Genomic DNA, 25,142 nt, shown 5'->3' with positions numbered 1-25,142 from the left:
GGCCGGCTCCCTTCCTCCCCCGCGCGTGTGGATCACCTCCCTCGCTCGGGGGAGTTGGCGTGCCCGGTCCACTGGCACGATGGCGGCATGCGCCGCTTCCTTCGCCCGTTGACCCGCTCGGTCACGTACACCCGCTGGCTGCACCTGCTCATGCCCGCCGCGGTCGTGAGCGTGTGGCTGTTCATCTCGATGGAGACGCCCTGGGTTCCCATGCTTCTCGCGGCGATGGTCGGCCTGATGCCGGGGATGCGCCTCGCGGAGGGCATCCAGGCGCAGTTGCTGCTCACTCCCGCGGAACGCGGTGCTCCGGATGCCTCCATCTCCGTGGCCCCGTCGACTTCGTGGTCGGAGCGCTGGAGGACCGCTCTCTGGCTGGAGATACGACTGCTCGGTGCGGGCCTCGCCGGCCTCGCCCTGGTGACGCTGTCGACGACGACCGTCGACCTCGTCCGGTCCTCCTTCGGCACGGCGCCGTCCGGGCCGGGGTTCGCCGTCGGGCTGGGGACGCACTGGTGGGCCGCGGTGCTGGCGCCCGTCCCCGTCGTGATGCTGTTCGCCGTGGTGGTGAGCTGCGGCGAGATCATCACCGCAGCAGCCCGGTGGCTGCTCGGTCCGACACCGGTGCAGCGCCTGACCGCACTGGAGGAGCGCACCGAGCAGCTCCTCGAACGCAACCGGATCGCCCGCGAACTGCACGACTCGATCGGGCACGCGCTGACCGTGGCCGTGGTGCAGGCGGGGGCGGCGAGGGCCGCACAGGATCCGGCCTTCACCGACAGGGCCCTGGCGGTGATCGAGGAGACGGGCCGGAATGCCCTGGAGGATCTGGAAAGGGTGCTGCGGGTACTGCGCGAGACGGACGCACCTCCCGGGAAGCGGCCGTCCCTGACCGAGGCCGACCGCCTGCTCGATTCCGCTCGGGGGTCCGGTGCCGAGGTCGACGCCGAGGTGACCGGGCCACTGGAGCTGGTGCCGGGGCCGGTGTCCCGGGAGGGCTACCGCATCCTTCAGGAGTCCCTCACCAACGTCCTGCGGCACTCGGGAGCGGTCCCGGTCCGCGTCCGCATCCGGGTCGCGGACAGCCGGCTGGAGTTGGAGGTGAGCAATCCGCTCATGGGTTCCCCCGGAGCGCCGGGCAGCGGGAGCGGACTGCGGGGCATCCGGGAGCGCGCGGCTCTCCTGGGCGGAAGGGCCAGGACAGGGCCCTCGGACGGGGAGTGGACGGTGCACGCCAGCCTCCCGCTGCACGGAATAGGCTGACACGATGCCGGTAACCGTTCTTCTGGTCGACGACGAGCCCCTGGTCCGCGCGGGACTGCGGGCGGTTCTGGAGGCCCAGCCCGATATCGAGGTGGTGGGTGAGGCGGGGGACGGCGCCGCGGTCATCCCCCTGGTACGGCAACTGCGCCCCGATGTGGTGGCGATGGACGTCCGCATGCCGCTCATGGACGGTATAGAGGCCACCCGGGTGGTACTGCGTACGGTGCCCGAACCTCCGAAAATCCTGGTGGTGACGACTTTCGAGAACGACGAGTACGTCTACGAGGCGCTGCGCGCGGGGGCGGACGGTTTCCTGCTCAAGCGGGCCCGGCCGGCCGAGATCGTCCATGCGGTCCGGCTGGTGGCGGAGGGCGAGTCCCTGCTGTTCCCGGCGGCGGTCCGGCAGCTCGCCGCCGAGTACGGCACGAGCAAGGCGCGCGCTGCACTGAAGCGGGCCGCGCTCACCGAGCGTGAGTCGACGGTGCTCCGGCTGATGGCCCGAGGCCTGACCAATGCGGAGATCGCCGAAAAGCTCGTGTTGGGAGTGGAGACGGTGAAGACCCATGTCAGCGCGGTGCTCGCGAAGTTGGGCGCGCGTGACCGCACCCAGGCGGTGATCGCCGCGTACGAGTCCGGGTTCGTCGCTCCGGCCTGATCCCGGACGCTCGCGAACAGCACCGCAGCCCACGGTCGCTCTCCCCCTGAGCAGCGAGTACCATCCGCCTGACATGCGCACGAGCTGGGAGGACACACCGTGGGCCGGCTGACCGGCGGGGATCCCTCGCTGCTGCGGCGGATCAATTCCGCGGTGGTACTCCATGCCCTCCGGGGCGCCTCCTCCTCGACCCTCACGGACCTGACCCGGATCACGGGCCTGTCCCGCCCGACGGTCGAGGGCGTCGTGGAGGGGCTCTTCGAGGCGGGGCTGGTCGTCGAGTGCGCCCCGGACGGACCCGAGGCCCGACGACAGGGCCGTCCCGCCCGCCGCTTCCGCTTCCGGGCCGAGGCCGGGCACCTGCTGGGTATCGAGATCGGCCCGCACCGTGTCTCCGCCCTGCTCTCGGGGCTGGACGGCAGGATCATCGGCGCCGGCTCCCGCGAGGTGCCGGAGACCGCCGGTGCCGACGACCGGCTCGACCGGGTCCGGGCCGTGGTCGCCGACGTCCTGCGTCGTACCGGCGTGGCACGCAGCAGCCTGCGCGCGGTCGGCGTGGGCAGCCCGGGCATCGTGGAGGCCGACGGGACCGTGCGGCTGGGCACCGCGCTGCCGGACTGGACGGGCCTGCCGCTGGGCGAAAGGCTGAGGCGCTCCTTCCGCTGCCCGGTCCTCGTGGAGAACGACGCCAACGCCGCCGCCGTGGCCGAGCACTGGAAGGGCGCGGCCACCGAGTCCGACGACATCGTGTTCGTGCTGGCAGGGCTGAGCCCGGGCGCCGGTTCCCTGATCGGGGGGCGGCTGCACCGGGGGTTCGGCGGCGCGGCCGGGGAGATCGGCGCGCTGCACCTGCTCGGCCGGGACGTGACGCCGGAGCACCTGCTGTCCACGACGGACACCCCGCTGGACCCGCTGGACGAGCAGGCGGTGGCCGCGGTCTTCGCGAAGGCGCGGCACGGGGACGAGCAGGCGCAGGCCGCGGTGGAGCGGTTCATCCAGCGGCTGGTTCACGACGTGGCGGCGCTGGTGCTGGCGCTCGACCCGGAACTGGTGGTGGTCGGGGGCTGGGCGGCCGGTCTGGACGGGGTGCTGGAGCCGCTGCGGGGCGAGCTGGCGCGCTACTGCCTGCGCCCGCCCCGGGTGTGCCTGTCGCTCCTGGGCGAGGCGGCGGTGGCGACCGGTGCGCTGCGGCTCGCGCTCGACCATGTGGAGGAGCAGCTGTTCGCGGTCGAGGGAACGGTGACGGCCCGCCGCTGAGCGCGACGGGCCGTGGGTGCGGGCATGTGCCCGGGCTCAGGAAGCCTGGCGCTCTTCCTGGACCGGGTGGCTGATCTCCAGGTCGCCCGAGTCACCGAAGGTGAGCCGGCAGGTGTCGGCCCGGTACGTGGCGACCGAGACCGCCGCCGTGCCGCCCGCGGCGAGGTAGCGGGTGGTGACCACGAGGACGGGGGCACCGGGGAGCCGGTCCAGCTCCCGGGCGTCGTCGGCGCGGGCGGAGCCCAGCTCGACGGAGCGGTCCTGGCCGTCGAGGCCGAGGCGGTGCAGTTCGCGGACGACGTTGCGGGCGCGGGCCGCGCCGGACGGGGCGTCTATCCCGGACAGCTCCGGCACGGAGGCGGACGGCACGTAGAGCAGCTCGGCGGCGACCACCTGGCCGTGGCTCGTGCGGATGCGGCGCACGATGTGCACGGGCTCCTCGGCGCCGGCGTTCAGCTGCGCGGCGACGGCGGCCGGGGCGGGAGCGCTCTCGCAGTCCACCGGCTGCCAGGCCGTGTCGGCCCCGCCGTCGTTCCAGTCGTTGCGGGCGGTGGAGACGGCCACGCCGACGCGGGGCGGGGCGACCGTGGTCCCGACGCCCCGGCGGCGGTGCAGCCTGCCTTCGAGTTCGAGCTGCTCCAGGGCCTGCCGGAGCGTGGCCCGGGCGACGCCGAACCGGGCGGCGAGCTCACGCTCGTTGGGAAGGATCTCCCCCACCGCAAAGTCCGAGTCGAGTGCCTCACTGAGCACGGTCTTGAGGTGCCAGTACTTCGGCTCCTGCACCGTTTCCAGCTGCGTGGTCCCCACCCTGTCCTCCGCAATCGCCCAGCGGCTTATTCCGCGACGTTATTTATTAAAGGTTCCTGTCTTAACGTTGAGACCATAGGACGGCGCAACCCCTTGGTCAAGACCAATCGTGCGCCGGAGACCCTGTGAATGGACGGTGTGCCGCACAGCGTTCACAGGACGTTCGCGGACCGGCGCACCGCGCGCGGCCCGGTGTCCGCCTTCGGAGCAGGGGCTTCCGCCTGCGGGGCCGTACCTCCGCGCCGCCCCAGCACTCCCGAGCCGATCGCCACACCGAGGCCGACGAGGCAGGACCCGGCGGCCTGGGCGAGGCCGTAGGAACCGGTGCCGACGAGCGGGGCGGTGAGCGCTGCGGAGACCGGGATGAGGCCGGAGAAGAGGGTGGCGCGCTCGGCGCCGATGCGCTGCATGCCCATGTACCAGCAGACGAAGCCGATGACCGTCACGACGGCCGCCTGCCAGACCAGCGCCAGCGCCTCGGCCCCGGTCGGCACGCGCAGGAAGCCGCCGCCGTCCAGCACCAGGCCGAGGACCGTCGACTCGGCCGCCGCGATCGCGCACACGGTCGCGGACAGCAGCTTCGGGCCCAGCGGGCGCAGCACCGGCACCGCGATCACGGCGAAGCCCACCTCGCCGGCCAGCGCGCCGACGGAGCACAGGAGGCCGCTCAGGTCGGTGCGCCCCCAGCCCTGGACGGTGAACGCCCCGGCGGCGACCAGCCCCGCCGCGTACAGCACGGGGCGGGTGGGCCTGCGTCCTTCCAGCAGGGGCACGAGGACGGCGACGAGGATCGGGGCGCAGCCCACGAAGACGCCCGGTACAGCGGGTTCCGCGGAGCGTTCGGCGGCCAGGACGGCGAGGTTGAAGCCGACCATGCCGACGGCGGCGAGCAGGGCGAGGCGCCCCCACTGCCGCCCGGTGAGCAGGCGGAGCGTGGCGGCGGGGCGGGGTTCGCCGGGGCGGTGGATCAGGGGCAGCAGGAGGAGCGCCGCGAGGCCGTAGCGGAGCGCCTGGCCGCCCGCGTAGGGGTAGTCGCCGAGGACGCTGTTGGCGGTGAAGGAGGCGCCGACGAGGACGCAGGCGAAGGCGGCGAGCAGGGCGCCGCGCAGAGAGGTCACGTTCATGGGACCGACGCTAGGGAGCGCGGTGGTTCGGTTTAAGGTCCACTTCCATGACAGCTTCGGGGACCAATTCGCCTGTCGGGGACCGTGAATCCGGCTCGACGGCATGGGAGTTGCTGCTTCCGGTGGCGTCGGCTCCGGCGCGCGGCCGGGGCCGGGCGCTCCAGTCGGCGCTGCGCGAGGCGGTCCGCTCGGGCCGTCTGGCTCCGGGAACCCGGCTGCCGGCCAGCCGTGAACTGGCCGCCGATCTGGGGGTCTCGCGCGGCCTGGTGACCGAGGCGTACGAGCAGCTGACGGCGGAGAGCTATCTGCGCAGCGGGCGGGGCTCGGGGACCTGGGTGAGCGGGTCGGCGCGGGCGGCGGCGGGCGGTGCGCGGGATCTGGCGCCGCGCGCCCGTGGTGTCAGCGTCGACTTCCGTCCGGGCACGCCGGATCTTTCGCTCTTCCCGCGCAGCGCCTGGGCCGCCGCGCACCGCTCGGTGCTCGGTCGGCTGCCGCACGGCGCGCTCGGCTACCCGGACCCGCGCGGTCTGCCGGAGTTGCGCGTGGCCCTGGCCGCGCTGCTGACGCGGCGGCGCGGGGTGGTCGCCGATCCGGAACGGCTGCTGGTGTGTTCCGGGGTCGCGCAGGCGACGACGCTGCTCGGGTTCGTCCTGCGCGGGCGCGGGGTGCGCACGGTCGGTGTGGAGGATCCGGGAAGCCCGGAGCACACGGCGCTGTTCGCCTCCGCCGGGGTGGCGACCGCCATGGTCCCGCTGGACGACGAGGGCCTGGCCCTGGAGCCGCTGAAACGTTCCGGGGTGCGGGCCGTGGTGACGACGCCGGCGCACCAGTTCCCGACCGGAGTGGCGTACTCCGCCGCCCGTCGCAGCCGGCTCCTGGAGTGGGCGCGGGAGGTGGACGGGCTGCTGATCGAGGACGACTACGACGGTGACTTCCGGTACGACCGGGCGCCGGTCGGCGCCCTCCAGGGCCTCGATCCGGAACGTGTCGCGTACACCGGGTCGGTCAGCAAGTCGCTGGCTCCCGGGCTCCGTCTGGGCTGGCTGATCGCGCCCGCTTCGATGACCGCCGAGCTGGTGGAGCGGAAGCGGATGATGGACCTCGGCAACCCTTCCCTCGAACAGGCGGTGCTCGCCGACTTCGTGACCGGTGGGGGCTACGACCGCCAGCTGAGGCGCTGCCAGCGCGCGTACCGGGAGCGCCGTGACGTGCTCACGCGGGCGCTGTCCGAGCACCTCCCGGGCACGGAGGTGAGCGGGGTCGCGGCGGGGCTGCACGCCATCGCGCGGCTCCCCGGACGCTGGGGCCCCGACGAGTGGTTCGCGGAGCGCGCGGCGGGCGCCGGGGTCGCCGTGCGGCTGCTGCGCGAGTACGGGACGGAGCGGCCGGCGGACGGCTGCGTACGTCTCGTCCTCGGTTACGCGCATCTGGCGCCGGCCGACCTCGTGCGCGGGGTGCGCGCGCTGGCCACCCTTGCTCAATAGCGCTGTTTACCTGCGGCGATGACCGATTGTCAGTGGTGGGTTCTACGGTTTTTCCATGACCCGAACGTTGCAGGCCCTGGCCTACTCACGTCCTTCCGTCCTGGCCTCCTCACAGGCCGGGCGGTCGCTCGGCCTGGAGACGGCAGGCGGCTCCACACCGCTTGGCGCCGAGGCGCACCCCCGGTTCTTCTCCGGGTTCCTGGCCACGCCGCGGATAGCGGCGCGGGGGCTGCTCGCCGTCGCCGATGTCGCCGCCGCGCGCTATTACCAGCGGACCCTGCTGTCGTCCCTGGACCCGGTGGTGACGGGCAACGGCGACCGGCTGCGCTTCGAGTCGTTCTCCGGCTGCTGCGGGGTCTACGCGCGGCTTGACGTGCTCAGCGAGGGTCTGGAGGGCGTGGAGACGGGCCACGGCACCACCAATGTGGACGTGAACCACCCCCTGCGGGAGGCGCTTTCGCGGATGGGCGGTGACGAGCCGCTGCATCTGCGGGTGGGCCCGCAGGAGATGGCGGTGACCACGACGGACGGCGCCGTCGTGGAGAAGAAGGTGCCGCTGCCGGACCGCTGGCTGCGCGGCTTCGCGGAGGCGCAGGTGGCGTCCGCCGCCTTCGACCTGCGGGCGGAGCTCCCGGCGGCGGACGCCGTACGGTTCCTGAGGTCGCTGCCCGCGTCCTCGGGGGCGGCCGCGCGCGGCGCGCGGTGGGTGGTGCCGGCCGGGCGGACACTCCGGCCCACGACCAGGCCGGTGCCCGGTGCCGTCTGCCTTCCCGGACCGCAGCGGCTGACCGCCCTGCAACGGGTGCTGCGGTACGCGTCGGCGCTCCGCGTGTACGGGCCTCCGGCCGACGGCGCGGCCGCCGCGAGTGCCTGGGAGGTCGTGCTGCCCGGGATGCGGCTCACGCTGACGCTGTCGCCCGACGCCTCGCGCGGCTTCTCCGGCGAGGGCGGGGTCCTGGAGGCGCTGGCCACGGACGACGCCGCGGCCGACGCGGAGCTGGTGTCGGTGCTCCTGGCGTGGGAGCCCCGGATCGAGCCGGAGCGGCTGGCGGAGCAGGCGGGCCTTCCGGTGGAGCGGGTCCGGGCGGCCCTGGTCCGGCTGGGCACGGCCGGGAGGGTGGGCTACGACCTGGCGGACGCCGCGTACTTCCACCGCGAGCTGCCGTACGACGCGGACCGGGCCGAGCGCCACAACCCCCGGCTGGTCGCGGCGCGGCGGCTGGCCCGGGAGGGGGCGGTGGTCCTGGACGGCCCGCTGGCGGCGGTGCGCTCGGGCGACCGGCGCTACCAGGTCCGTGAGCAGTCGGGGGCGCTGAGCTGCACCTGCCAGTGGTGGGCGGACTACCGGGGCCGCCGGGGCCCGTGCAAGCACGCCCTCGCGGTCCGGATGGTCCGCCGTGGCGCGGCAGTCGCCGGAGGTGCGCGATGACCACCCTGCTGGACGCGGTCCGCGAAGGCCGCATGGACGACATCCGGCCCCGGCTGGCCCGGCTCGACCGAGGTGGACGCAAGGCCGCCCTCGACGAGTTGAAGGTCCTGCGCAAGGAGGCCCGGGGCTGGCGCTGGGGCGAGCGCACCCGGGTCCGCAAGGCGATCCTGGTGGCCGGTGCGGGCTGCCACACCGGGGCGGCGGCCTGCGCGACGTGGCTCGGCGCCAGGGACATGCGGGACTGGGTGCACTCGCCGTATCCGTGGGTCCTGGAGGTGCTGGGCGACCGTGAGCCGGACTGGCTCGCCGATCTCGCCCGCCGGCTGGCCGCGCGCGCTGTGGAGTCCGACGCGGAGTACCGGCTGGTCGAGGAGTTGGCCCGCCGGGCGGGCTGTCCGCTGCCCGTCTCGGACGGCATGGTCCGGGCGTGGGCGGAGCGGGTCAACAGCGCGCGGTGGCAGGGCGGGGCCGAGAAGCCCCTGATCGATGTGTTGCGGGCGGACGCCCATCTCGACGTCCTCGTGCCGCATCTCCTGACGTTGCCGGAGCTGCCCTCGGTGGTGGCGTGGGTCGACAGCGGCTCCCCCGCCGGGTACTGGCCGGCCGCGCTGGCCGCCCTGGTGGCGGAGGGCCGGCTCGACCGCGCGGCCCTGCTCGACAGCTGCACCGCGCGGCTGCTGCGGGGCGGGAAGCACACCGATCTCCGCTTCTGCCTGCTGGTCGTCCGGGGCCTCGGGCCCACCCCCGAGGAGGAGGCGGCTCGGGTCGCCGACTGGATGGCGATGGCGGCCGACGGGCCCTCGCCGGTGGCCGGGCACGCCCAGGAGGTGCTGGTCCGGCTCGACGCGCAGGGGGCGCTGTCGGTGCGGCAGCTGGCCGAGGTGTCCGGCGCGGTGCTCTTCCGTACGGAGAAGAAGCTGGTCCGCGCCCAGTTGGTCCACCTCGGGAAGGTGCTGCGCCGGGACCCTGCGGCGGCGGAGGGGCTGCTGCCGGTGATCGCGGACGTCTTCGGGCATCCGGACACCGACGCGCAGGAGCGCGCGCTCAAGCTGGCCGCCCGCGCCCTGCGCGCCGCGTCGCCGGAGGTTCGCGAGGAGGCGGCCGGGATGGCCTCGCTGCTCGCGCCGGTGCACCGGGAGGCGGCGCGCGCGGTGTTCGGGGAGCTGCTGGAGGACGCGCCGGGGATCGCCGCCTACGAGGAGGTCCTGCCGCCGCCCCCGGCCCCGCGCCCCCTCGGCCCGTCGGCCGCGTCCGTGGCGGAGCTCACCGAGGAGGTGACGGCTGCCCTGCTCCGGTCGGACCAGGCGGACGTCACCGCGTTCGAACGGGCGCTGGACGGGCTGATCCGGCACGTCCACACCGGCCGGGAGGAGCTGATCACGGCGCTGGAGTCCGCGCTCGCCGGACAGTGGTGGACCTCGGTCCCCACCGAGGACGCCGACCGCCGGATGCTCCGCGGCCGCGACGGCCTGCACATCGTCGCGGCCTCGCTGCTCGGGCGGATCTCGCGGCGCGCCGTCCACGACGGACAGACCCGTGGGACGGCGGCGGGCAGTTGCAGCCACGCGGCCCTCGACGCGATCGTGTACGCCCGCCTGTGGGAGGCGGCCGCCGGGGTACGGACGGGCAGGCTGCCGTATCTGCTGGCCACGCCCACCTGGCACACGGGGGCCATCGACGCCCCGGAGCTGGTCGAGCGGCTGCGCGGGTACCGGGCGCTGGGTGTCAAGGCCGGGCCCGTCGACTTCGCGCAGGCCCTGCTGCGAGTGCGGCGCACCGGCGAGGAGGAGGCCGCGGAGCGGGCCGCCGCGCTGGGCACCGCGGAGGGCGACCGGCTGGCGGAATGGCTCCGGGCGGACCAGCCGGTGGCCACCGTGCTCCCCCGGCATGTGGAGACGGATGTGCCCGTCGCCCGGGACTGGCTGCGGCAGACGGTGACCACGGTGCGCCGCGTGCTGCTGTCCACCGACGGGAACCGCCTCGTCCAGCACAGGTTCCCCCGCTCCTTCCACTGGCTCGGCAGCCCGCACGCGCCGCTCGACCACCGCTGCTACCACTGGGTCGTGGAGTCGCCGCACTGGACCGCCATCCTCCCCGAGGACGGCGAGACCCTGGCGACGTGGCTGCTGCCCACCGTCGCGTCGTGCGTGGAGGAGCAGCGGGGCACCACCTGGCTGCTGCCCGCGCTCGCCGAGACCGGCGGCCCGGCCGCCGGGGCGATCCATCTCGCCCTGGCCTACGGGCTCGGCGCCCGGGACGCGGAGGACCGGCTCGCGGCGGTGGACGCCCTGCTGGTGCTGGCGTCCCGGGGCCGACTGGACGCGGGGATGCTCGGCGGCGAGCTGGCCCAGCTGATCCAGCGGGAGTCGGTCAAGCCGGGGCGGCTCGCGGACGCGGCGCGGACAGCGGCGGGGACCGGGGCGTACGGGACGGTCCTGTCCGTCCTGGTGCCGGTGCTGCCCGCGCTGCTGGCGCGGGAGCGGGCGCCCCGGGGGCTGAGCGATCTGCTCGCCGTGGCGGCGGAGTGCGCGGAGCACAGCGGCCCGCCGAAGACCGGGCCGGTCCCGGGGCTCGCGGAGACGGCCGCGCGCGGCGGGACGACCCAGCTGGTGCGGCAGGCGATACGCCTGGAGACGGCATGCCGGGCGGGGACCGGCTGAGCCCCGTGCGGCGCGGGCGCCCGCTCCCCCGGGCGCTTTGCGAAACACCCCTCCAACGCCTTCGAAACCGACGACAGGAAGCCCGATCGCCCTTTAACCCATCGGTCACAAAGCGTTCGTGATCAGGCAACACCGTACGGTCACAGTGGATTCATGACTGATGTGACATCCGCGAAGAGTGCCCGCCGCCCCCACCACTGGCGGCGGGACGTGATCGAACTCGCCGCGCTGTTCACGGCGGTGGCGGTCGCCGACGCGATCGCCAACCTGATCGGGCACCAGCCGGACGGCCCCTACCTGCTCATCGCCTCGGCCGTGGCGTTGACCGCGACAGCCGCGTTCCACACCTGGTGGGCACGGCGCCACAGCCACGCCCCGCCCCCCGTACCGGCCCCGGATACCACCGCCGCATCCGACGCCCACGACACCTCCGCCGCCCCCGGCGAGACCGTGCTGTGGCGGATGCGGACCACGGTGCGGGACGTCCCGGGGAGCCTGGCCGCGCTGTGCACCGTGCTGGCTCGGCACGGCATCGACATCCTCACGCTCCAGACACACCCGCTGGCGCAGGGCACCGTGGACGAGTTCCTGCTGAGGGTGCCCGCGTCGCTGCCGGCCCGGGAGCTGTCCCGCGCGGTCGCCGCCGCCGGGGGCAGCTCCACCTGGACGGAGCGGGCCGACGCCCACGACCTGGTGGACGCGCCGACCCGGGTGCTCGGCCTCGCCACCCGTACCGCCCTGGATGCCGCCGAACTCCCGCTCGCCCTGCGTCAGCTGCTCGGCCGGTGCACGATCCACTCGCTGCCCGCCGTGTCGTTCACCGGACGCGCAACCGGTGAGACCGCCCCGGTCGAAGGGGTGCTGGAGGAGACGGTGATGCGGCTGCGCGACCCGTCGGGCGGGGTCATCACCGTGGAGCGGCCGTATCTGCCGTTCACGCCCACGGAGTTCGCGCGGGCCCGTGCGCTGGTGGAGCTCGACGCCCGGCTCGGCCCCCGGGTCCCGCGCGGCGAGCAGGTGCTCCGGCTGCCCGAGGGCGACGAGATCACCGTGCGCCGGGCGGACCGGGCCGACCTCGACGCGGCCGTGGAGATGCACGCACGGTGCTCCGAGCAGACCCTGCGGCTGCGCTACCACGGCCCGGTCCGGGACGCCGACCGCTATCTGGACCACCTGCTGAGCCCGCGCTTCGGCCGCACCCTCACCGTGCAGACGGCCTCCGGGCAGCTGGTGGCCCTGGGCCATCTGCTCTGGGACGGCGACGAGACCGAGGTGGCCCTCCTGGTCGAGGACGCGTGGCAGCGGCGCGGCATCGGCTCCGAGCTGCTGGCCCGCCTGGTGGCGCTGGCCGTCGAGGCGGGCTGCGAGAACGTCTACGCCGTCACCCAGGCGTCCAACACCGGGATGGTGGCCGCCATGCGCGCGCTCTCGCTGCCGCTCGACTACCAGATCGAGGAGGGCACCCTCGTGATCACCGCACGGCTCGCGGCGACCCCGGCGCGGACCCTGCCGCAGCTGCCGCCGTACGAGCAGGCCGAGCGTTGACCCGGGCGCCGGCCCCACCGCGTACGGGGTCGCCGCCGCCCAGCGCCTGACACAGGTCGGCCCACAGGTCCTCGACGTCCTCCAGGCCCACCGACATCCGCAGCAGCCGGTCGCCGACGCCGGAGGCGTGCCGGTCTCCCTCGTCCACGATGCGGTGGCTGATGGAGGCCGGGTGCTGGATGAGGGTGTCCACGCTGCCGAGGCTGACGGCCGGGGTGATCAGCCGCACCGCCGCGATCACCCGATGCGGGTCCCCGTACACCTCGAACGAGACCATGGCGCCGCCGATCTCCGGGTAGTGCACCCGGGCCACCCGGGGGTCGGCGGAGAGCCGGCGGGCGAGTTCGGCGGCGCTCGCGGAGGCGGCCCGGACCCGCACCGGCAGGGTGGACAGGCCGCGCAGCAGCAGATAGCCGGCCATCGGGTGCAGGACCCCGCCGGTGGCGAAGCGGACCCGGCGCAGCAAAGAGGCGAACTCCTCGTCACACGCGACGACCCCGCCCATCACGTCCCCGTGCCCGCCCAGGTACTTCGTCGCGCTGTGCAGCACGATCCGCGCACCGAGTTCGACGGGACGCTGGAGGACGGGCGTCGCGAAGGTGTTGTCGACCAGGAGCGGCACCGAACCGCAGGAGTGGGCGACGGCCCGGATGTCCACCTCGGCCAGGGTCGGGTTGGCCGGGGTCTCCACGATCACCAGACCCGTGTCGGGCCGGATCGCCTCGGCGATGCCCGCCGGGTCCGTCCAGGTCACCTCGGTGCCCAGCAGCCCGGCGCCCAGCAGGTGGTCGCTGCACCCGTACAGCGGCCGCACGGCCACCACATGGCGCAGCCCCACGCTCGCGCGGGCCAGCAGGACGGCGGTCAGCGCGGCCATGCCGCTGGCGAACGCCACCGCGCTCGCGGTGGATTCGAGCCGGGCCAGGGCCGTTTCGAAGCGACCGGTCGTGGGGTTGTCGAGCCGTGCGTAGACCGGCGGGCCGTCCGGGCGGGCCCCGGTGGTCGCGAAGGCGTCGATCCGCTCGGCCTCGGCGCGGGAGTCGTACGAGGGGTAGGTGGTCGACAGGTCGATCGGTGCGGCGTGCAGGCCGAGGGCCGCGAGGTCGTCGCGTCCGGCGTGCACGGCTTCGGTGGCGAGCGCCCGGGACGGGGTGGTCGAGGGCGGCAGCACGGATTCGTTGTCCATGCACGCACTCTGAACGCTCACCGGAAGATGCGGTCCAAAGGCCGTGCTACGTTCGCCGAATGACTGATTCCGTCGCTCTTGACACGGTCGATCTGCACATTCTGCGGCTGTTGCAGAACGACGCCCGGACCACGTACCGGGAGCTGGCGGCCGAGGTCGGCGTGGCTCCCTCGACGTGTCTGGACCGGGTGGCCCGGCTGCGCCGCACCGGTGTCATCCTCGGGCACCAGCTGCGGCTGGATCCGGCCAGGCTCGGCCGGGGTCTGGAGGCGCTGCTCTCCGTACAGGTGCGGCCGCACCGGCGGGAGCTGATCGGGCCGTTCGTGGAGCGAATCAGGTCGCTGCCGGAGTCCCGGGCCCTGTTCCATCTGACCGGCCCCGACGACTATCTGGTGCATGTGGCCGTGGCGGACACGGCGGATCTGCAACGGCTCGTGCTGGACGAGTTCACCTCGCGGCGCGAAGTGGCCCGGGTGGAGACGCGGTTGATCTTCCAGCAGTGGGAGTGCGGACCGCTGCTCCCGCCGGTGCCGGGGGCGTCGGTTCCGGTCCCCGGTCAGGTCCGTCCTGCCGATTGATGGTGACGCGGAGGCCCTCTCCGTACGAGGATGTCCACATGTCAGACTCTTCCAGCAGCGCACTGCCGCGCCAGATCGCCGACTCCTACGTCGACGCCTTCATCGAACTCGACCCGATCTCCGGCACCTATCTCGGTGTCGCGGCAAGCTCGCGCCGCCTTCCCGACTTCTCCCCCGCCGGCCAGGAACAACTGGCCGCGCTGGCCCGGGACACGCTCGCCCGGCTGGACCGGGCGGAGCAGCTGCCCGGGGCCGCCGATGACTCCGAGCGCCGCTGCGGCCGGCTGCTGCGGGAGCGGCTGACGGCCGAACTCGCCGTGCACGAGGCGGACGAGGCGCTGCGGGCCGTCTCCAACCTGCACTCCCCCGCGCACTCGATCCGTGAGGTGTTCACGGTGACACCGACCGAGACGGACGAGGACTGGGCGGCCGTCGTGGAGCGGCTGCGGGCCGTCCCGGCGGCGCTCGCCGGCTACCAGGAGTCCCTGGCGCTCGGTCTGGAGCGCAAGCTGTACGGCGGTCCGCGCGCCACCGCCACCTTCGTCGGGCAGTTGGACGAGTGGGTCGGGGACGGCACGAACGGCTTCTTCCAGGACTTCGCGGCCGGCGGCCCGGACAGCCTGCGCGCGGAGCTGGACGAGGCCGCCGCGCAGGCCACCGGCGCGCTGGACGAGCTGCGGAGGTGGATGCGCGAGGTGTACGCCCCCGAGATCGAGGGCGAGTCCGACACGGTGGGCCGCGAGCGCTACGCCCGCTGGTCGCGTTACTTCAACGGCACCGACCTGGACCTGGACGAGGCGTACGCGTACGGCTGGTCCGAATACCACCGGCTGCTCGCCGAGATGAAGACCGAGGCCGGGAAGGTGCTGCCGGGTGCGGGCCCCTGGGAGGCGCTGGCCCATCTCGATGTGCACGGCAAGCACATCGAGGGCGTGGACGAGGTCCAGGCGTGGCTCCAGGGCCTGATGGACGAGGCGATCGACGCGCTGGACGGGACGCACTTCGAGCTGGCCGAGCGGGTCCGCCGGGTGGAGTCGCGGATCGCCCCGCCCGGCGGCGCCGCCGCCCCGTACTACACGGGCCCCTCCGAGGACTTCTCGCGGCCCGGCCGCACCTGGCTGCCGACCATGGGCGAGACCCGCTTCCCGGTGTACGACCTGGTGTCCACCTGGTACCACGAGGGCGTTCCCGGCCACCACCTCCAGCTCGCCCAGTGGGCGCACGTGGCGGAGAGCCTGTCGCGCTACCAGGCGTCGATCGGCATCGTCAGCGCCAACGCCGAGGGCTGGGCGCTGTACGCGGAGCGGCTGATGGACGAGCTGGGCTTCCTGCCCGACGCGGAGCGCCGGCTCGGCTATCTGGACGCACAGATGATGCGCGCCTGCCGGGTGATCGTGGACATCGGCATGCACGTGGGCCTGGAGATCCCGGCCGACTCGCCGTTCCACCCGGGTGAGCGGTGGACGCCGGAGCTGGCGCAGGAGTTCTTCGGCAACCACAGCGGCCGGCCCGCGGACTTCGTGGAGAGCGAGCTGACCCGCTACCTCTCGATGCCGGGCCAGGCCATCGGCTACAAGCTGGGCGAGCGCGCCTGGCTGCTGGGCCGGGAGAACGCCCGGGCGGCGCACGGTGACGCCTTCGACCTGAAGGCGTGGCACATGGCCGCCCTGTCCCAGGGTCCGCTGGGTCTGGACGACCTGGTGGACGAGCTGTCGAAGCTCTGACCGCGTGCGGCCGGCCCCGGGGCGCCGTCCCGGGGCCGGTCGTCGTCAGCAGCCGCAGTCGTCCGTGCCGGCCGGTGCGGTCAGCGGGTCGGCGGGGCGCTTCCCTTCGCCCTCCCAGGTCTCGTACGGGAATCCCTCGCGCGCCCAGTACTCGAAGCCGCCCAGCATCTCCTTGACCCGGTAGCCGAGCCGGGCCAGGGCGAGGGCGGCGCGGGTGGCGCCGTTGCAGCCGGGGCCCCAGCAGTACGTGACGACCGGCACGGCCGGGTCGAGGAGCCGGGGCGCCTGCGCGGCGATGAGCGCCGTAGGCAGGTGGAGGGCGCCCGGGATGTGTCCCTGGTCCCAGGATTCGGCGGACCGGGAGTCGAGCAGGACGAAGCCGGGGTCCCCTCCGGCGGCCAGCGCCGCCGCGACGTCCGAGACATCGGCGTGGAAGGCGAGCGAGGCTCCGAAGTAGGCGACCGCGTCGGCCGGTTCGGCGGGCGGGACGCTCAGGACGGGGTGGGCGACGAGGGCGGCGCCGGGCTGGGGAGTCATGCCTGAAAATCTATGAGCGGCGGCCTCGCTCCGGAAGGCGGGATCCCCGGCAGCAGCCTTGATCCGCCGGGGATTCCACGGTTCCCTGTCCGTATGAGCGACTATTCCCCGGACGCCACCGACTGGCGCATTCTCGACGTGCTGCAACGCGAGGGGCGCGCCTCGTTCGCGGAGCTGGCGCGGGCGGTGGCCATGTCGCCGAGCGCGGTGACGGAGCGGGTCCGCCGGCTGGAGGAGGCCGGGGTGATCAGCGGTTATGCGGCCGTGGTCGATCCGGAGCGGCTCGGGCTGCCGATCCTCGCCTTCGTACGACTGCGGTATCCGAACGGCAACTACAAACCGTTCCACGACCTGTTGGAGACCACGCCGGAGATCGTGGAGGCCCATCACGTCACCGGCGACGACTGCTTCGTGCTCAAGGTGACGGCCCGCTCGATGAGCCATCTGGAGAGCGTCTCCGGGAAGATCGGCGCGCTCGGCTCCGTCACCACCAGCGTCGTCTACTCCTCGCCGCTGCCGGGGCGGCCGATCAGTCGCTGAGCCCGTCCGCCCCGGCCCGGAGCCGCACGGCCGACCCGTGCCGCTCCTTCACCACCTCCAGCTGGGCGGGGATGCGGCGGCGCAGGTCCGCGACATGGCTGACGATGCCGACGCTGCGGTCCCGTTCCCGCAGTGAGTCGAGCACGTCGAGTACTTCGTCCAGCGTCTGGTCGTCCAGGCTGCCGAACCCCTCGTCGATGAACAGCGTGTCCAGGCGTACGCCTCCGGCCTCGTCGGTCACGACGTCGGCGAGGCCGAGTGCCAGGGCGAGCGAGGCGAAGAACGTCTCGCCGCCGGAGAGCGTGGCGGTGTCGCGCTCGCGGCCGGTCCAGGCATCGATCACGTGCAGGCCGAGGCCCGCCCTGCGGCCGCCGGTACGGGCGTCGGAGTGGACGAGCTGGTAGCGGCCCGAGGACATCCGCTGCAACCGGGCGGTGGCCGCCGCCGCGACCTGCTCCAGCCGGGCCGCGAGCACGTACGACTCCAGCCGCATCTTGCGCGCGTTGTCCGCCGAGGTGCCGGCGGTGAGCCCGGCGAGCCGGGCGACGCGTTCGTACTCCTCGCGCACCGGCCCGAGGGCGCGCACCTCGTCCGTCACGCGGCGGGACAGCCTGGCGAGTTCGGTACGGCGTTCCCGCGCCGCGTCCAGGCCTGCGGCGGCCTCGCGCAGCGCGCGGTCGGCCCGGTCGAAGCGCTCCCGGGCGGCTTCGGGGGCGGCGGGCGGGCGGTTCGCGGCGTCCCGGGCGTCGGTCTCGGCGAGCCGGTCGGCGACCGCGGCGGCCTCGGCCTGCCAGGCGTCGATGCGGTGCTGGAGCGTACGCTGCGCCGCGTCGTCCAGCAGGGTCGCGGCGGCGGCCTCCGGCGTCTCGAACCCGGCCCGGAACGCGGCGTCCGCGAGCCGGTCGTCGGCCTCCTTCAGCCGTGCCGCCGCACTCTCCTCCTCGCGCACCGCCGAGCCGGCCCCGGCGAGCAGGGCGACCCGCCGCTGAAGCACGGCAGCGTGCTCGGCGACGCTCGGGTATCCCCCGCGCGCCCGGTCCAGCACCGCGTCGATGTCCGTCTGCTCCCGGTCCAGCGATTCGCGCCGCGAGGTCCGCGCGGCGCCCCGCTGCCCGACCCGCTGCCGCTCCTCGGCGCGCCGCCGCTGCTCCCGCTCGGCCCCGGCGAGCGCTTCCCGCGCGGAGTGCGCCCCGGCGGCCAGGCGGTACGCCTCGGCGTGCGCGGCGGCGAGCCCGTCCACGAGGTCGGCGAGTTCGGCGGCGGTGGGGTCGCCGTCGGCCGCCGCGCCCCCGGCCGGCTCGGTGTCGGCGGCCCCCGCCGCCTCCGCGCGGGCCGTCGCGTGGCGTTCGCGTACCAGTGCCAGGGACTGTTCCGCCGAGGCGCGGGCCTGTTCCGCGTCGCGGTGGGCGCGTTCGGCGGCTTCCTCCGCCGCGCGGTCCACGTGACCGTCGCCGGGCCGGGCCGGGGACGGGTGGGCCGTCGCGCCGCAGACCGCGCAGGGGGTGCCGTCGGCCAGCTGGGCGGCGAGTTCGGCGGCGATGTCGCGCAGGCGGCGCTCGCGCAGGTCGAGCCGGCGTTCGTGGGCGGCGGCGGCGTGTTCCCGCGCATCGGTCAGCGCGTGCCCGGCCGTGGCCACCTCGGCGGCCAGCGCGTCGCGGCGGCGCGCCGCGTCCAGGCGGCGGCGGGCCGGGTCGAGGCGGCGGGCCAGGAGTTCGGTGCGGGTGGCGGCTTCGAGGGCTGCGTCCAGGCGGGTCTGGAGGTCCTGCCGGGTGGACTCCCAGCCGGCGAGCCAGTCCTCGGTGTCCCGGACCAGCTCCTCGTCGGCCCTGGCCTGCCGGTCCAGCGCGGCGCGCTCCTCGGCGATCTCGGTGGCCCGCTGCTCGGCGCGCCGGGCCGATTCGAGGCCGCCCAGGTCCTCGCGGAGCCGGTGTTCCAGGGCCGCCAGCTGTTCGGCGCCCGCGTCGGCCAGGGTCTCGGGCAGTCGGCCCCGGGCGCCGTCCCGCTCCTCGCGCGCCCGCCGGTACGCCCGGTCCGCCGCCTCGCGCAGCTCAAGGGCCGGGGCGACGAGGTCCGCCTTGCGGGCGCGCGCGAGGCGGTCCCGCGCCTCCTCGCAGGCGCCGCGGCCGGTCTCCACGGCGTCGGCGCGGTGCCGGGTCTCGGCGTACCACTGCTGGAGCGCGGCGAGTTCCCGTTCGGCGTCCAGGGCGATACGGGCTGCGGCGTGCCGTCGCTCCGCCGTGGCCAGGACCGAAGCGGCGATGTCGTGGCGTTCGACGGCGCCGCTGCGGGCGTTCGCGGCCCAGCCGAGGACCGCGTCCGCGAGCCCGGGGTCGCCGGGCTGGAGGTCCGGCAGCGGGCACTCGCGGGCGGCGGGTCCGGCGGCCTGGGCGATGCGCTGGGCGAGCGCGAGGATCTGGTCGTCACCGGCCTTGACCTGGGCCTCGGCCACCCGGCGCAGCTCGGCGAGGCGGTCCTCGACGGCCGCGAAGCGCCGGGTGTCGAAGAGCCGGCCGAGGAGCCGTCCGCGCGCCTCGGCGTCGGCGCGCAGGAAGCGGGCGAAGTCGCCCTGCGGCAGCAGGACCACCTGGCAGAACTGCTCGCGGCTCATGCCGACGAGCTGGGTGATCTCCTCCCCGATCTCCTGGTGCGACCGGCTGAGCGCCCGCCAGCCGTCCTCGGGGTCGTACTCGCGCAGCCAGCTCTGCGCCTTCTCCGTGGTGTGGCCACCGCCCCGCTTCTTGGGGCGGGGCTGGGCGGGGCGCCGGGTGATCTCCAGGCGGCGCCCGCCGACGGTGAGGTCGAGCAGGACCTCGGTCGGCAGGTCCGCCGGGGCGTGGTCGCTGCGCAGGGAGGTGCCGGGGCTCTGCCGGGCGCCGGGGACCGCTCCGTACAGGGCGTAGCAGACGGCGTCCAGGACGGAGGTCTTGCCGGCTCCGGTCGGCCCGTGGAGCAGGAAGAGGCCGGCGGCGGAGAGCGCGTCGAAGCCGATCTCCTGGGTGGCTCCGAAGGGGCCGAACGCGGTGATGCTGAGGGTGTGGAGCCTCACCGGTTCACCTCGCGTACTCCGTCGTCCACCCGGACGTGGTCGAAAGCGCCCCGCAGCACCGCCCGTTCCCGCTCGTCGGTCCCCCAGCCGCCGCGCACATGGGCCACGAAGTCCTCCGCGATGGTCTGGTCGTCGCGGCCGCGCAGCCGGCGGGCGTAGGAGAGGTCCGGGTCGTCGGGTGCCCGGTCCGGTTCGAAGACGAGGGCGAGGGTGTGCGGGAAGCGCTCGGTGAGGCGGGCCATGGGATCGGCGGGGCGGACCGCGTCGGTGAGGGTGGCCTCCACCCAGGCGTCCTCGTGGCGGTCGAGCGCGGGGTCGTCGAGGAGGTCGTCCAGCCGGCCGTGCAGCCGGGCGAGGCGGCGGGGCACCGGGCAGTCGATCCGTTCGCCGGTGACCGCCCCGGAGGCGTCCAGGTCGATGAGCCACATGGTCTTGCGGTGGGTGGCCTCGGAGAAGGAGTAGGCGAGCGGGGAGCCGGAGTACCGGACGCGGTCGGTGACGGCCTGGCAGCCGTGGAGGTGGCCGAGCGCCACGTAGTCGACGCCGTCGAAGACCCCGGCCGGGACCGCGGCGACGCCGCCGACGGTGATGTCGCGCTCGCTGTCGCTGGGCTCGCCGCCGGCGACGAAGGCGTGGGCGAGGACGACGGACCGGGTGGCGTCCGGGCGGGCGGCGAGGTCGGCGCGGACGCGGTCCATGGCGGCGGTCAGCACGGCCTCGTGCCCGGCGCGCTCGGCCTTGAAGACGTCCTTGACCAGGGCCGGTTCCAGGTACGGCAGCCCGTAGAACGCCACGTCGCCGTGCGCGTCGGGGATGACGACGGGCGTCGCGCAGTGCGCGGGGTCGGTGCGCAGGTGGATGCCTGCCCGGCCGATGAGCCCGGCGCCGACGCCGAGGCGGCGGGCGGAGTCGTGGTTGCCGGAGATCATCACCGTGGGCACCCCGGCGCCTGCGAGCCGGTGCAGGGCGTCGTCGAAGAGCTGGACCGCGCTGAGCGGGGGCACCGCCCTGTCGTACACGTCACCCGCCACGACGACGACGTCGACCTCGTGCTCGGCGACGGTGGCGACCAGGTGGTCGAGGTAGGCGGCCTGGGCGTCGAGCAGGGGGACCCGGTGGAACGACCGGCCGAGGTGCCAGTCCGATGTGTGCAGAATCCTCAAGACCCGGCTCCGGTCCGCATGCGCTTCCTCCGCCCCTGTGCCCTCACGCCCCACAGTGTCCCATCCCGCCGGGGGTCCGGGGGCGCGTCCGTCAGGTCCCGCCGGTCCGGGCCCGCGTCACGCGTCGTCGTAGGCCTCGCCGCCCAGCTCCACCCGCGCCTCGCCCGCCGTCGCGTCGGCGAGCCAGCGGCGGAACGCCTCGACGTCGGCGTCCGGCAGCGCGATCTCGATGGTCACCTCGGCCGCGTACCGGACCTCGCGCACGGTCCGTCCGGTGGCGCGCAGCTCGTTCTCCAGCCGGCCCGCCCGCTGGTGGCCGACGGTGACCGTGGCGAGGCGGAAGCGGCGGCGGGTGCGGGTGCCGAGGGCGTCGAGGGCTTCGCCGACCACTCCCCCGTACGCCCTGATCAGCCCGCCGGCGCCCAGCTTCACACCGCCGTAGTAGCGGGTGACGACGGCGACGGCGTAGCAGACCTCGCGGCGGGTGAGCATCTGGAGCATGGGGACTCCGGCGGTGCCGCCGGGCTCGCCGTCGTCGCTCGCCTTCTGTACGGAGGAGTCGGCGCCGATCACGTACGCGTAGCAGTTGTGCGTGGCGGTCGGGTGCTCCCTGCGGACGCGGGCGATGAACTCCTGCGCCTCCTCCTCGGTGGCCGCGGGGGCGAGCGCGCAGAGGAAGCGGGACCGGTTGATCTCGCTCTCGTGCACGCCCGCGCGGGCGACGGTCCGGTACTCCTCCTGCATCCCGCCACCCTATGCGCACCTGCGGGAATGGCCCGGGCGGGCCGCCGGTTGTGCGGTGCATGTACGCAGACACGGAGACGATCCGCAGGATCCTGGAAGACACCGGCGACACCTGGGCGGTGGTGGGCCTTTCCAACAACCGCTCGCGCGCGGCCTACGGGGTCGCCGAGGTGCTTCAGCGCTTCGGCAAGCGCGTGGTCCCGGTGCACCCGAAGGCCGAGCGGGTGCACGGCGAGGAGGGGTACGCCTCGCTGGCGGACATCCCGTTCCCGGTGGACGTGGTCGACGTCTTCGTCAACAGCGACCTGGCGGGCGCGGTCGCCGACGAGGCGGTCGCCCAGGGCGCCCGGGCCGTCTGGTTCCAGCTCGGCGTGGTGGACGAGCAGGCGTACGAACGCACCCGGGCGGCCGGCCTGGACATGGTCATGGACCGCTGCCCCGCCATCGAGATCCCGAGGCTCGGCTAGGACGCCCCGGGGACGCGCACGCCCAGCCCGTCGAGGATCACCGCACCCGGCAGGGCGCCCAGCGCCTTGCCGGTCACGATGAGCTTGCCCCGGCGCGAACCGCTGCCGATGAGGACCCACTCCTCGTCCACGACGGCGGAGTCGATCAGCAGCGGCCAGGCGGCGGGGAGCCCGATGGGCGTGATGCCGCCGTACTCCATGCCGGTCTCGCCGACCGCCGTGTCCATCGAGGCGAAGCGCGCCTTGCGCAGGCCGAGGTGCTTGCGGGCGACGCCGTTCACATCGACGCGGGAGTGCGACAGGACCAGGCAGGCGGCGAGGGTGACGTCGGCGCCGCGCTTGCCGGAGAGGACGACGCAGTTCGCCGAGTGGTCGAGCAGGCCGGCCCCGTGGTGGGCGACGAAGGCCGCCGTGTCGGCGATCTCCGGATCGGTGTCGACGTGCAGGACCTGGTCGGGATCGATGCCGCCCCAGCCGGTGCGCACCGCCTCGGCCACCGGCGCGGTGAGGAGGTCCTGACGGTCGACGGCGGGGGTGGCGTCCTCGAAGGAGCCGATGGGTGCGCGCATGCGCGTCACGCTAACAGCGCCGTACGCGGGGCTGTGCGCCGTCTCATCCGACGGGCGGAACGCTTACGGCCATGGTGAGTTCGACCGGTTCGGTGCCGTCGTTGCGGTAGGCGTGCGGGTGGTGCGCCTCGAAGGTGGCGGAGGTGCCGGTGCCCATCTCGTAGGGGGTGTCGGCGACGACGAGCGTGAGCGTTCCGGCGGTGACGTGGAGGAGTTCGACCGTGCCCTCGGGGTGCGGGTCGGAGCGGGTGCCCTCGCCGGGCATCAGCCGCCAGGAACAGAGTTCGAACGGGCCCCGGGCGTCCGTGCCGACCAGGAGCGTGGTGGCGCTGCCCGCGTCGGTGGACCAGAGGCGGACGGCCTGGTCGGGGGGGACCAGGCGGACCGGGGAGCCCTGTTCGTAGTCGAGCAGGCTGGTGATGCTGACGCCGAGCGCGTCGGCCAGCTTGACCGTGGTGCCGACGCTCGGATTGGTGCGGGCCTGCTCGATCTGGATGATCATGCCGCGGCTGACTCCGGCGCGCGTGGCCAACTGGTCCAGGGTGAAGCCGCGTTCACCGCGCCAGCGTTTGAGATTGCGCGCGAGGGACTGGGTCAGCTGATCGAGGTCGGTCACATTCCGTCCAATATTCTGTATGACGCGGTCCATCATCCTGCACTACGGTGTGGTGCACCCACCCGTTCGCCGCACTGTACTGCGAGGCCCCCATGACCGCGTTGCTCGCCCTGGCCACCAGCATCCTGTGGGGGCTGGCCGACTTCGGGGGCGGTCTGCTGACCCGGCGTACGCCCGCGCTGACCGTGATCGTGGTCTCGCAGAGCATCGCGGCGGCGGTGCTGGGGGTGATCGTGACCGTCACGGGCGGCTGGAGCGAGGCGGGACCCCGGCTCTGGTACGCGGTCGCGGCGGGGGTCGTCGGACCGGTGGCGATGCTCTGCTTCTACCAGGCGCTCGCGCTCGGCCCCATGGGGGTGGTCTCCCCGCTCGGCTCGCTCGGCGTCGCCGTGCCGGTGGGCGTCGGGCTGATCGCCGGGGAACGCCCGGACCTCCTCCAGGGCGCCGGGGTCGCGGTGGCCGTCGTAGGCATCGTGCTGGCGGGCGGCCCGCAGCTGCGCGGGGCGCCGGTGCAGCGGCGGGCGGTCCTGCTGACGCTGGCGGCGGCCTTCGGCTTCGGGGCCGTGATGTCGCTGATCGCCGAGGCGTCGACCACGGTGACCGGGCTGTTCCTCGCCCTGCTCGTACAGCGCGTCACCAACGTGGCGGTGGGCGGCGGGGCGCTGTACGTCTCCGTGCGGCGCGGCGGCCGGGCGCTGCCGGAGGACGGGGGCGCCTCGGCGGTCCGGGCGGCGCTTCCGGCGCTGGCGTTCGTCGGCCTCGCGGATGTCGCGGCCAACGGTACGTACTCCGTGGCCGCGCAGCACGGCCCGGTCACCGTCGCCGCCGTGCTGGCCTCGCTCTACCCGGTGGTGACGGCGCTGGCCGCGCGCGGGTTCCTGAAGGAGCGGCTGCGGCGCGTGCAGGCGGCGGGCGCGGGGCTGGCCCTGGTGGGCACGGTGCTGCTCGCGACGGGATAGCGCCTTCAGCCCTCTTCGAGCTGGGCCACGGCGAGGAGTTGTTCCGGGGTGACACCCTCGGGGATCGGGACCGGGGGCGGTGTCCGCAGGGGCGGCTGCCAGCCCTTCTCCGGGTCCCAGTCGCGTACGACACGGGCGGGCGCTCCGGCCACCACCGCCCGGTCGGGCACCTCGCCCCGGACCACCGCCCCGGCGGCCACGACGACGTTGCGGCCGAGGCGGGCGCCGGGCAGGATCACCGCGCCGGTGCCGATCCAGCAGCCGGGGCCGATGGAGACGGGCTCCATCCGGGGCCACTGCTTGCCGACCGGCTGGTGCGGGTCGTCGTAGCTGTGGTTGGTCGAGGTGATGTAGACGTACGGACCGCAGTACGTGTCCGAGCCGATGGTCACCGTCGTGTCCGCGACGACATGGCTGCCCCGGCCGAGGACGACACCGTCGCCCAGGGTGAGGATCGGGTCCGGCCCGAGGTCCAGATCGGGCATGAGGCCCGCGGTGAGCGTGACCTGTTCGCCGATGATGCAGTGGTCGCCGAGCCGGATCCACGGCTCCCCGAAGACCGTGCCCTGCGGGAACGCCAGGCGTGTGCCCTCGCCGATCCGGGCGAACCGCAGCCCCCCGGGGTGCTCGGCGGTGACCGCGCCCGCCTCGCGCGCCCAGCGCCAGCAGCGGTGGACGGCCCCGGACAGGGCGCGCCGCCGCCAGGCGGTCAGGGGGGCGAGCGGATTCCGGTTCTTCGGCACGCGCTCACCGTAAGCCGCGCCCACCGGGCGGGCGGCGGGACCGGCCTGT

At 74.5% G+C, this 25,142-nt stretch carries 22 protein-coding genes; 12 read left to right on the top strand and 10 right to left on the bottom strand.

Going from position 1 to position 25,142, the window contains the following annotated elements:
- Positions 1 to 87: 87 nt before the first annotated feature.
- The 3 genes from ACIQZN_RS13435 to ACIQZN_RS13425 all read left to right on the top strand — a co-directional run bounded on the left by ACIQZN_RS13435 (position 88) and on the right by ACIQZN_RS13425 (position 3,172).
- Positions 88 to 1,260 (top strand): sensor histidine kinase, encoded by a 1,173-nt coding sequence (locus ACIQZN_RS13435; RefSeq protein ID WP_403991884.1) that lies wholly within the window; start codon positions 88 to 90, stop codon positions 1,258 to 1,260.
- Between the two features lie 4 nt (positions 1,261 to 1,264).
- A complete protein-coding gene (locus tag ACIQZN_RS13430; RefSeq protein ID WP_403991881.1) occupies positions 1,265 to 1,915 on the top strand; it encodes a response regulator in 651 nt (216 codons plus the stop codon).
- Between the two features lie 99 nt (positions 1,916 to 2,014).
- Positions 2,015 to 3,172 carry an ROK family transcriptional regulator gene (locus ACIQZN_RS13425; protein ID WP_403991878.1) on the top strand — a complete coding sequence of 386 codons (1,158 nt, stop codon included), beginning with the start codon at positions 2,015 to 2,017 and terminating at the stop codon, positions 3,170 to 3,172.
- Positions 3,173 to 3,208: 36 nt separating this feature from the next.
- Here ACIQZN_RS13425 and ACIQZN_RS13420 read toward each other — a convergent pair whose 3' ends face one another.
- The gene (locus tag ACIQZN_RS13420) at positions 3,209 to 3,979 is read right to left on the bottom strand and encodes a GntR family transcriptional regulator (protein WP_403991875.1); all 771 of its coding nucleotides are present in this window, start codon (positions 3,977 to 3,979) and stop codon (positions 3,209 to 3,211) included.
- A gap of 152 nt (positions 3,980 to 4,131) precedes the next feature.
- A complete protein-coding gene (locus ACIQZN_RS13415) occupies positions 4,132 to 5,103 on the bottom strand; it encodes a DMT family transporter (RefSeq protein WP_403991872.1) in 972 nt (323 codons plus the stop codon).
- 47 nt (positions 5,104 to 5,150) lie between these two features.
- On the opposite strand from ACIQZN_RS13415, the gene ACIQZN_RS13410 reads away from it, so the two are divergent.
- From ACIQZN_RS13410 to ACIQZN_RS13395, 4 genes are all read left to right on the top strand, one after another.
- Positions 5,151 to 6,587, top strand: a complete 1,437-nt coding sequence (locus ACIQZN_RS13410; protein WP_403991870.1) for a PLP-dependent aminotransferase family protein — start codon at positions 5,151 to 5,153, stop codon at positions 6,585 to 6,587.
- A 55-nt stretch (positions 6,588 to 6,642) separates the two neighbouring features.
- The gene (locus tag ACIQZN_RS13405; RefSeq protein WP_403991868.1) at positions 6,643 to 8,016 is read left to right on the top strand and encodes an SWIM zinc finger family protein; all 1,374 of its coding nucleotides are present in this window, start codon (positions 6,643 to 6,645) and stop codon (positions 8,014 to 8,016) included.
- A complete protein-coding gene (locus tag ACIQZN_RS13400; RefSeq protein ID WP_403991865.1) occupies positions 8,013 to 10,676 on the top strand; it encodes a DUF6493 family protein in 2,664 nt (887 codons plus the stop codon). Before ACIQZN_RS13405 ends, ACIQZN_RS13400 begins: the two co-directional genes overlap by 4 nt.
- 153 nt (positions 10,677 to 10,829) lie before the next feature.
- Complete coding sequence (locus tag ACIQZN_RS13395) at positions 10,830 to 12,221, top strand: GNAT family N-acetyltransferase (protein WP_403991862.1); 1,392 nt, start codon at positions 10,830 to 10,832, stop codon at positions 12,219 to 12,221.
- Here the strand turns inward: ACIQZN_RS13395 and ACIQZN_RS13390 are convergent.
- The gene (locus ACIQZN_RS13390) at positions 12,148 to 13,407 is read right to left on the bottom strand and encodes a trans-sulfuration enzyme family protein (RefSeq protein ID WP_403991859.1); all 1,260 of its coding nucleotides are present in this window, start codon (positions 13,405 to 13,407) and stop codon (positions 12,148 to 12,150) included. The genes ACIQZN_RS13395 and ACIQZN_RS13390 overlap by 74 nt on opposite strands.
- Before the next feature lie 59 nt (positions 13,408 to 13,466).
- Between ACIQZN_RS13390 and ACIQZN_RS13385 the strand changes: the two genes are divergently transcribed.
- Both ACIQZN_RS13385 and ACIQZN_RS13380 read left to right on the top strand, forming a co-directional pair.
- Positions 13,467 to 13,985, top strand: a complete 519-nt coding sequence (locus ACIQZN_RS13385) for an Lrp/AsnC family transcriptional regulator (RefSeq protein WP_403991856.1) — start codon at positions 13,467 to 13,469, stop codon at positions 13,983 to 13,985.
- A gap of 38 nt (positions 13,986 to 14,023) precedes the next feature.
- Positions 14,024 to 15,709: a DUF885 domain-containing protein gene (locus tag ACIQZN_RS13380; RefSeq protein WP_403991853.1), complete on the top strand. Its 1,686-nt coding sequence runs from the start codon at positions 14,024 to 14,026 to the stop codon at positions 15,707 to 15,709.
- A 45-nt stretch (positions 15,710 to 15,754) separates the two neighbouring features.
- On the opposite strand, the gene ACIQZN_RS13375 is transcribed toward ACIQZN_RS13380, so the two are convergent.
- Positions 15,755 to 16,246, bottom strand: coding sequence for a rhodanese-like domain-containing protein (locus ACIQZN_RS13375; RefSeq protein WP_403991850.1), 492 nt, complete (start codon positions 16,244 to 16,246; stop codon positions 15,755 to 15,757).
- Positions 16,247 to 16,339: 93 nt separating this feature from the next.
- Between ACIQZN_RS13375 and ACIQZN_RS13370 the strand changes: the two genes are divergently transcribed.
- On the top strand, positions 16,340 to 16,786 hold the full coding sequence (locus ACIQZN_RS13370) for an Lrp/AsnC family transcriptional regulator (RefSeq protein ID WP_403991847.1): 447 nt from the start codon (positions 16,340 to 16,342) through the stop codon (positions 16,784 to 16,786).
- On the opposite strand, the gene ACIQZN_RS13365 is transcribed toward ACIQZN_RS13370, so the two are convergent.
- The 3 genes from ACIQZN_RS13365 to ACIQZN_RS13355 all read right to left on the bottom strand — a co-directional run bounded on the left by ACIQZN_RS13365 (position 16,776) and on the right by ACIQZN_RS13355 (position 21,739).
- Positions 16,776 to 19,832, bottom strand: coding sequence for an AAA family ATPase (locus tag ACIQZN_RS13365; protein WP_403991844.1), 3,057 nt, complete (start codon positions 19,830 to 19,832; stop codon positions 16,776 to 16,778). The two genes, ACIQZN_RS13370 and ACIQZN_RS13365, sit on opposite strands and share 11 nt — an antisense overlap.
- Positions 19,829 to 20,995, bottom strand: coding sequence for an exonuclease SbcCD subunit D (locus tag ACIQZN_RS13360; RefSeq protein WP_403991841.1), 1,167 nt, complete (start codon positions 20,993 to 20,995; stop codon positions 19,829 to 19,831). The genes ACIQZN_RS13365 and ACIQZN_RS13360 overlap by 4 nt, the downstream gene beginning before the upstream one ends.
- Positions 20,996 to 21,112: 117 nt before the next feature.
- A complete protein-coding gene (locus tag ACIQZN_RS13355) occupies positions 21,113 to 21,739 on the bottom strand; it encodes a YigZ family protein (RefSeq protein ID WP_403991838.1) in 627 nt (208 codons plus the stop codon).
- Between the two features lie 59 nt (positions 21,740 to 21,798).
- Between ACIQZN_RS13355 and ACIQZN_RS13350 the strand changes: the two genes are divergently transcribed.
- Positions 21,799 to 22,206 carry a CoA-binding protein gene (locus ACIQZN_RS13350; RefSeq protein WP_403991835.1) on the top strand — a complete coding sequence of 136 codons (408 nt, stop codon included), beginning with the start codon at positions 21,799 to 21,801 and terminating at the stop codon, positions 22,204 to 22,206.
- Here the strand turns inward: ACIQZN_RS13350 and ACIQZN_RS13345 are convergent.
- Both ACIQZN_RS13345 and ACIQZN_RS13340 read right to left on the bottom strand, forming a co-directional pair.
- Positions 22,203 to 22,775 (bottom strand): YbaK/EbsC family protein, encoded by a 573-nt coding sequence (locus ACIQZN_RS13345; protein ID WP_403991832.1) that lies wholly within the window; start codon positions 22,773 to 22,775, stop codon positions 22,203 to 22,205. The genes ACIQZN_RS13350 and ACIQZN_RS13345 overlap by 4 nt on opposite strands.
- 43 nt (positions 22,776 to 22,818) lie before the next feature.
- Entirely contained in the window at positions 22,819 to 23,391 is a 573-nt protein-coding gene (locus ACIQZN_RS13340; RefSeq protein WP_403991829.1) for a helix-turn-helix domain-containing protein, read from the bottom strand.
- Positions 23,392 to 23,483: 92 nt separating this feature from the next.
- Between ACIQZN_RS13340 and ACIQZN_RS13335 the strand changes: the two genes are divergently transcribed.
- A complete protein-coding gene (locus tag ACIQZN_RS13335; RefSeq protein ID WP_403991826.1) occupies positions 23,484 to 24,350 on the top strand; it encodes an EamA family transporter in 867 nt (288 codons plus the stop codon).
- 5 nt (positions 24,351 to 24,355) lie between these two features.
- Here the strand turns inward: ACIQZN_RS13335 and ACIQZN_RS13330 are convergent, their stop codons facing one another.
- Positions 24,356 to 25,093, bottom strand: a complete 738-nt coding sequence (locus ACIQZN_RS13330; RefSeq protein WP_403991823.1) for an acyltransferase — start codon at positions 25,091 to 25,093, stop codon at positions 24,356 to 24,358.
- Positions 25,094 to 25,142: the final 49 nt, after the last annotated feature.

It is taken from the genome of Streptomyces sp. NPDC097595, from assembly GCF_044761525.1.
GTDB classification, from domain to species: domain Bacteria; phylum Actinomycetota; class Actinomycetes; order Streptomycetales; family Streptomycetaceae; genus Streptomyces; species Streptomyces drozdowiczii_A.
The sequence above is the reverse complement of the archived record's forward strand: the minus strand, read 5'-3'. Positions and strand labels throughout refer to the sequence as shown.

What these genes read in the sequence shown, in the direction of transcription:
- ACIQZN_RS13375 (WP_403991850.1), bottom strand. Translation starts at nt 16,246, where the DNA reads ATGACTCCCCAGCCCGGCGCCGCCCTCGTCGCCCACCCCGTCCTGAGC.
- ACIQZN_RS13405 (WP_403991868.1), top strand. Translation starts at nt 6,643, where the DNA reads ATGACCCGAACGTTGCAGGCCCTGGCCTACTCACGTCCTTCCGTCCTG.
- ACIQZN_RS13410 (WP_403991870.1), top strand. Translation starts at nt 5,151, where the DNA reads ATGACAGCTTCGGGGACCAATTCGCCTGTCGGGGACCGTGAATCCGGC.
- ACIQZN_RS13335 (WP_403991826.1), top strand. Translation starts at nt 23,484, where the DNA reads ATGACCGCGTTGCTCGCCCTGGCCACCAGCATCCTGTGGGGGCTGGCC.
- ACIQZN_RS13430 (WP_403991881.1), top strand. Translation starts at nt 1,265, where the DNA reads ATGCCGGTAACCGTTCTTCTGGTCGACGACGAGCCCCTGGTCCGCGCG.
- ACIQZN_RS13345 (WP_403991832.1), bottom strand. Translation starts at nt 22,775, where the DNA reads ATGCGCGCACCCATCGGCTCCTTCGAGGACGCCACCCCCGCCGTCGAC.
- ACIQZN_RS13355 (WP_403991838.1), bottom strand. Translation starts at nt 21,739, where the DNA reads ATGCAGGAGGAGTACCGGACCGTCGCCCGCGCGGGCGTGCACGAGAGC.
- ACIQZN_RS13350 (WP_403991835.1), top strand. Translation starts at nt 21,799, where the DNA reads ATGTACGCAGACACGGAGACGATCCGCAGGATCCTGGAAGACACCGGC.
- ACIQZN_RS13415 (WP_403991872.1), bottom strand. Translation starts at nt 5,103, where the DNA reads ATGAACGTGACCTCTCTGCGCGGCGCCCTGCTCGCCGCCTTCGCCTGC.
- ACIQZN_RS13400 (WP_403991865.1), top strand. Translation starts at nt 8,013, where the DNA reads ATGACCACCCTGCTGGACGCGGTCCGCGAAGGCCGCATGGACGACATC.
- ACIQZN_RS13395 (WP_403991862.1), top strand. Translation starts at nt 10,830, where the DNA reads ATGACTGATGTGACATCCGCGAAGAGTGCCCGCCGCCCCCACCACTGG.
- ACIQZN_RS13380 (WP_403991853.1), top strand. Translation starts at nt 14,024, where the DNA reads ATGTCAGACTCTTCCAGCAGCGCACTGCCGCGCCAGATCGCCGACTCC.
- ACIQZN_RS13385 (WP_403991856.1), top strand. Translation starts at nt 13,467, where the DNA reads ATGACTGATTCCGTCGCTCTTGACACGGTCGATCTGCACATTCTGCGG.
- ACIQZN_RS13435 (WP_403991884.1), top strand. Translation starts at nt 88, where the DNA reads ATGCGCCGCTTCCTTCGCCCGTTGACCCGCTCGGTCACGTACACCCGC.
- ACIQZN_RS13370 (WP_403991847.1), top strand. Translation starts at nt 16,340, where the DNA reads ATGAGCGACTATTCCCCGGACGCCACCGACTGGCGCATTCTCGACGTG.
- ACIQZN_RS13390 (WP_403991859.1), bottom strand. Translation starts at nt 13,407, where the DNA reads ATGGACAACGAATCCGTGCTGCCGCCCTCGACCACCCCGTCCCGGGCG.